Source organism: Beijerinckia sp. L45 (assembly GCF_009765775.1).
Lineage (GTDB): Bacteria > Pseudomonadota > Alphaproteobacteria > Rhizobiales > Beijerinckiaceae > RH-AL1.
This window is the reverse complement of sequence record NZ_LMUU01000167.1, coordinates 1,509-6,885: the sequence shown is the minus strand read 5'-3', so window position 1 is coordinate 6,885 and position 5,377 is coordinate 1,509. Positions and strand designations below refer to the sequence as shown.

General features: G+C 67.4%; 6 protein-coding genes and 1 pseudogene. 2 read left to right on the top strand and 5 right to left on the bottom strand.

Going from position 1 to position 5,377, the window contains the following annotated elements; genetic code table 11:
* Positions 1-553, top strand: a pseudogene (locus GSQ79_RS18050) (hypothetical protein); the annotation flags it as partial.
* Complete coding sequence (locus tag GSQ79_RS18045; protein ID WP_158810064.1) at positions 550-1,875, top strand: BatD family protein; 1,326 nt, start codon at positions 550-552, stop codon at positions 1,873-1,875. The pseudogene GSQ79_RS18050 and the gene GSQ79_RS18045, both read left to right, overlap by 4 nt.
* Here the strand turns inward: GSQ79_RS18045 and GSQ79_RS18040 are convergent.
* The 5 genes from GSQ79_RS18040 to GSQ79_RS18020 all read right to left on the bottom strand — a co-directional run bounded on the left by GSQ79_RS18040 (position 1,860) and on the right by GSQ79_RS18020 (position 5,239).
* A complete protein-coding gene (locus GSQ79_RS18040) occupies positions 1,860-2,438 on the bottom strand; it encodes a YbhB/YbcL family Raf kinase inhibitor-like protein (RefSeq protein ID WP_158810063.1) in 579 nt (192 codons plus the stop codon). The two genes, GSQ79_RS18045 and GSQ79_RS18040, sit on opposite strands and share 16 nt — an antisense overlap.
* 69 nt (positions 2,439-2,507) lie before the next feature.
* Entirely contained in the window at positions 2,508-3,371 is an 864-nt protein-coding gene (locus tag GSQ79_RS18035; protein ID WP_158810062.1) for a CopD family protein, read from the bottom strand.
* 10 nt (positions 3,372-3,381) lie between these two features.
* Positions 3,382-3,744: a copper homeostasis periplasmic binding protein CopC gene (gene copC, locus GSQ79_RS18030; protein ID WP_210253128.1), complete on the bottom strand. Its 363-nt coding sequence runs from the start codon at positions 3,742-3,744 to the stop codon at positions 3,382-3,384.
* Positions 3,745-3,752: 8 nt separating this feature from the next.
* Positions 3,753-4,688 carry a hypothetical protein gene (locus tag GSQ79_RS18025; RefSeq protein WP_158810060.1) on the bottom strand — a complete coding sequence of 312 codons (936 nt, stop codon included), beginning with the start codon at positions 4,686-4,688 and terminating at the stop codon, positions 3,753-3,755.
* Positions 4,689-4,768: 80 nt separating this feature from the next.
* Complete coding sequence (locus GSQ79_RS18020; RefSeq protein WP_158810059.1) at positions 4,769-5,239, bottom strand: hypothetical protein; 471 nt, start codon at positions 5,237-5,239, stop codon at positions 4,769-4,771.
* Between the last annotated feature and the right edge of the window lie 138 nt (positions 5,240-5,377).

Genomic DNA, 5,377 nt, shown 5'->3' with positions numbered 1-5,377 from the left:
TGCCTACGATGATGCGTTGGATGCCAACCCCGAGGACGAGGACGCGCGGTTCAACAAGGACATCGTGCAAAAGATCATCGCCGGCGGCGCGGTCGATGCCGGCCGCAGCAAGAGCATGGCCAACGCCTTCGCCAACAAGGAGCACAAGGGCAAGGCGTCCGACAACAGCGACGGCGAGACGAGCAGCACCGGCAACGGCTACGTCGGCAACCAGGAAGGCTCGTCGCAATCGGGCGCACAGGGCGGCAGCAAGGTGTCGCGCGCCGGCAAGGGGCAGCAGCAGGCAAGCGACTCAGGCGAAGGCAAGGCGACAGGCTCCGCCAGCCAGGGGTCTGGTCCCGGTCGCGCCGGCGGCGACATGGCGGATGTCACCGCCATGCTCGCGGAGAACCAGCGCAAGGTGGTTCGCGGCCATACCGATCAGAGCATTGTGCCGACCGTCGAATGGTTGCAGACGCTGCCGGACGATCCCGGTCGGTTCCTAAAATTGCGCATTCTGGCGGAACAGAAGCGGCGCGCCGCGCAGGGCGCCCAGCAGGAGGACGACGATTGATGGTTTGCTTCCGCATTCCGGCAGCGCTGCTTGTCCTCATGCTGACGCGTGGGGCAGCGGTCGCGCAGACCGAGCAGGCTCCGTCTGTCGACCCTTCGATCGGCCGGGTCGAAGTGACGCTCGAACTGCCGAAGGACGTACCCTACGTCGGCGAGATGATCATCCTGAAAATGCGCACGACGATCCGCGGCGACGTGGCGCTCGACGAGATCCGCCAGCCGCCGTTCACCAACTTCAACTGGCAGCAACTGGGGCGCGACAAGCCGATCCGCGTCATGGCCGATGGTTTTAACGTCCCGGGCTACGAGCGTGACATCGCGATCTTTCCGCAGCAGGCGGGGCGTCTGATCATCGACCCGTTCGTGCGCCACGTCACGATGATCGTCGGCGCCAACCAGCGCGTCCAGGCGGATTTCGCGTCGAAGCCGGTTTTCGTCGACGTGCAGCGCTACGAAGGCATCAGCAAGGCCGCCGATTGGTGGCTGCCGGCGAAAGCGGTTACCATCAAGGAGACGTGGTCGCCGCGACCCGACGCGATCGAGCCGGGCAAGGTTGGGCGCCGCACCGTCACGCTGGAGGCCGAAGGCACCACGGCCGACCGTCTGCCGCCGCCGCCGGTCATGCATGTGCCGGGCGTCATCACCTTCACCGGCCCGGCGACGCGCGAAACGATCCTCACCACCGATGGCCCGATCGCGCGCGCGACCTATCAATGGGACGTGCGGCCGGTGTCGAACTCGCCGGCGAAGTTGCCGGCGATCCGCGTTGCGTGGTTCGACATCGCCGAGCGGCGGATGCGCGACGTCGCGATCGGCGAGCAGTGGGTCAGCTATCTCGGCGCCGCGGGCGTGCACCGCCACGCCGACCCGTCGCTGTTTGGAAGTTTTGTCGCGTCGGGCCCTTTGATGGCCGGCGCCGGTGGTTTGCTCTGGGCGCTCGGCGTCGCGGGCCTGCTGACCTCGGCTGGCCGCGGCCGGCCGTGGTTTCTTGACAAACCGTTGGCGCTCCGCGCTTTGAACAAAGGCGCGCGCGCGGGCGATGCCATGGTGATGAAGGCGGCCCTGATGGATATGGCGCGATCGGACGCCGACCGCTGGCGGCACGTGGAGACCGATCCGCGTGTGGCCGCGCAACTCGCCGATTTCGATCGATCGCTATTCGGCGGCAAAGAGGCGACATCGCTGGCGCTGAAGCCGCTTGCTGCGGATGTCAACCGCCTGTGGCTTGCCTACACCGCGCCGGCGTCGACGAAAACCAATGCACTCGCGCAAATAGATGGAGACGTGCCACGACATCGCCGCGTCGATCAAACTCGTTCGTAGGTCCCCACGAGCAGGCCTTTTGCCAAGATATGCCCCTGCAGCGCGTTGACGATGGGAAGGCGAAACGAGCCCTCTTCCAGATCGGGCCGATAATCGAGCGCGAAAATCTGCAGCGCGTAGCGGTGCGGGCCCTGTCCCACCGGCGGATCCGGCGGCAGCCAGCCCAGCGACAGCAGCGAGTTCTGGCCGATCACCGCGCCCTTGCGGGCGGCCTCGACGACATCGCCATCGATCGCGGCCTCCTGAAGCGCGCTGTCGCGGGGATCGATATCCCAGACCAGGGCGTGGCACAGCGGCGAGGTCGTCACGCTGTCCGCATCCTCGACGATCAAGGCCAGGGACTTGGCGTCGCGCGGAACATTTTCGAACGCCAGGGGCGGAGATATTTTTGCGCCGTCATCCGTGAAGCGGGCCGGGATCGGCTCGTTGTCGCGAAACGCTTCGCTGGTCAAACGGATGGTTTCCGGCGCAGCCATATGACCGCTGGTGTAAACGATCCGATCCAGGCCGGGCCGCAACGACGTCGAAGTCTGATCCATGAAAGCCGGCATAAATCTACGCATCGCTACGCCTCCGCATTGAAGAACCCATTGAAGTCGGAAAGGTTTCTTCTGCAGAGTTGGTTGCCGGCGCTACAGGGGCGGCGCGGTCGTTCCAAGAAGAGCCGCGACGCTGAGGACGAACACGCCGATGGCCGTTTCGGTAAGCACGCCGACCAGCAGGCCATGGCATGTTGCGCCCATGCCGGGCGATCGGCCCGGTGCAGCCAACGAGCGATTGATCCACGCCAAACCAAGCATCGCGACAAACAGCGTGACCTTGATGCAGAGAATCTGCCCATACATCGTGGCGATCAGCTGGCGCGGCACGTCGAGTCGAAAGGCGGCGTTGATGACCCCGGTCGCCAGGATCGCCGCCACCGCAAGGATTCCGATGGTCGAGAACAGCGCCAGGGCCCGCTTGGTATCCGGTCGATCCGCTCCGCGAAAAACGAGCCATCCCAGCACCGGCAAGGCGCCGGTCCAGGCGTAAGCCGCGGTCACGTGCAACGCATCGCTCGCGATCATCACGGCGCCGTTGGCCCCGCTGCCGGTCGCGGCATGGCCGAGCCAGGCCTGATCGAGCGCGAGGGCGCCCCCGCAAAGGGTGAGCAGCGGCAGCAGCATCGGCCGCCCCGCCAAGGCGAAGGCCGCCGCACCGGCCAGCACGACCAGGCGGATCGCCCAGGGCGGCCCGAAGCTGGAGCTCCACAAGGCCGCCCAGGCATCGGCGTCGACGAGGCTGCCGTAATCGGCCGTGATGATGACGAGGGTCGCGGCGAGCCAGGCGGCGCCCGAAAACGCCGCAAGCAATGCCGCGATCCGCAAGAGCCGTGGGCCGGCCCCGGCGCCCGGCGCGGACCGCAGCAGCCATAGCAGGCCGCCGCCGCCCCAGAGGATCGCGCAGGCGCAAAAGTGCAAAGCGCGCGCGGTGACGAGCGCGCCTTGCAGGGTCACCGGTCGATCCTCACGGCGCGAGGGTGAAGGCGAACGTGCCTTGGGTGCGATGGGTGTCGACCGACACCGCATGCCAGGTGACGGTGTAGGTGCCCGGTGCCAGCCGGGCTTTGACGGCCGCAACAAGCGTGGCCTTGTCGGCGGCCGAGGCCGGCTTGCCGAGCGGCACGGTCTTGCCCGCGGCATCGCTCAAGGCGATGCCGCAAAAGGCCGGTTCGACCGGCTCGCTGAAAGCGAGCGTGATGGACGGGGCCGTCGTGACGGTGGTGCCGACGCCGGGCACCGCCTTGAGCAATTGGGCGTGGGCGAACGCCGGCAGAGGGCTCAGCAGCACGGCGGCGGCCAGCAGGAGAAGGGCTGGGCGAAATTGCATGATGAGCCTCATTGAATGATCGGCCTGCCGAGGGTGGTCGGAAAGATGTCGTCGAGAAAATAGTGCAGCTGCACGACGAAGCCCGGATGCTTGCCGCTCGCCGTGTTGATCGGCAGCAGTGCCTCGACGCCGATCTGGTAGGTGTCGCCTTCGTAGAGCACGCCGGGATTGACCGTTCCGGTGGTGATGTGGGCGCCATCCGGCACATAGGCGACGGGCGACTGCAAGGCCACCTCGACCAGCGGGATCAGCCGCTTCAACACGTCCGGGCCGGTCACCTCGTGCACGTGCGAATTGAGGTAGGGAAGGCTGTATTGCAGCGAAAAGCCCCAGTTCAGAACGGTCGGATGCTTGTCGATATCGACATCGGCCGGGCCGCCGTCGGGATCGGGCGTCGTGGTGACGCTGCGCGCCCGCGTCGGGATCGCGAGCCCGATCTGCCCGGTGACGGCGAAGGGGCGCAGCGGGTCGAGCGACGTCGGGAGGTCGCCGAACCCCTTGCCGAAGTAGACCTGCGGGCCGAGCGAAGTGAACCCGTCGGCGATGGCCGGTGCGCCGGTGCCGCCGATCTCGGCGCTTGCGCCGACCGAGAACATGAACTCGTGCGCCGCGTTGACGTAGGCGACGTATTTCAGGCCGAGCTCGACGTTCTGGAAGCCGCTGCCGCCGGGCCGCAGCTGCGTGTAGGTATCGCTCACCGAGACGCCGAAATTCTCGGTGATGCGCTTGTCGTACTCGAAAGAATAGTCGTGCTCGCGGGAGCCGTCGGGGCCGATGCTGCGGGCGAACGTCGGAAGCGAGGCTTCGTCGGAGACGGCGGGGTCGTCGATGGCCAGCGTCACCGGGAAGAACCGGTCGCCGGCGATGCCGTGGGCCTGCGCGGCCGTGGTGAGCGCGAACAGGGTCGCGGAGGCGGCAAGGCCTCGTCTGAAGGGGAGTGTCATGGAAAAATCTCGGATCTGATGAATGGGGCGGCCGTCGCCGGTCCTGTGGACGCGGCGATGCGGCGTTGCTTGGCTTTCAATCAGGCGAGGCTAGGCGGACCGCGGGGACTCGTGCTGCCGGCGCGCCGCGGCATGGCAGCCGGTGCGGCGAGCGGCGGATGCTCGATCGTGGTGACCACGGCCGCCGGGACGGCGAGGCCGGGGATCGTCGGCAAGGGGGCCCCGCCGGCCATGACATGGCAGAGCGTGCAGTGCCCGCAATCGGCCGGCATGCTTGGCGTCGGGCTGTCGGGATCGCCATGGGCGCAGATCGGGACGGGCTCGCCGAGGGCGGCGCTGAGGCCCGCGTCCGGCGCCTGGACACTCTGGCCGAGCGATGCCGGGCTGGCGTAGGCGCTGGCGCCGACAAGCTGCAGCACAAGCAGCAGGCTGAGCAACCAGTCGAGCGGCGTGCTCATCCGTCCGCCGCGCGCACGGACGCGCGCGAAAAAACCCGACGGGCTGTCGGCATTCTTCGCGGCGGCGGCGTGCTTGGTGGACGGCTTGGACATGGCGGGTTGCGGCCGGGATTCGATGCGGCAGGGTTGCACGACGCCGGCGCGTGCGGCAACGGTGCGGCCAAGCTTTTTACGGCGATGTGCTTTTTGATGTCCGAGCCTGTAACGACTCCAAACGGTCGCGCTTGGCCG

Bases quoted from the DNA above. Each gene is read 5' to 3' on its own strand.
- copC (WP_210253128.1), bottom strand. From the start codon at position 3,744: ATGCAATTTCGCCCAGCCCTTCTCCTGCTGGCCGCCGCCGTGCTGCTG.
- GSQ79_RS18020 (WP_158810059.1), bottom strand. From the start codon at position 5,239: ATGTCCAAGCCGTCCACCAAGCACGCCGCCGCCGCGAAGAATGCCGAC.
- GSQ79_RS18040 (WP_158810063.1), bottom strand. From the start codon at position 2,438: ATGCGTAGATTTATGCCGGCTTTCATGGATCAGACTTCGACGTCGTTG.
- GSQ79_RS18025 (WP_158810060.1), bottom strand. From the start codon at position 4,688: ATGACACTCCCCTTCAGACGAGGCCTTGCCGCCTCCGCGACCCTGTTC.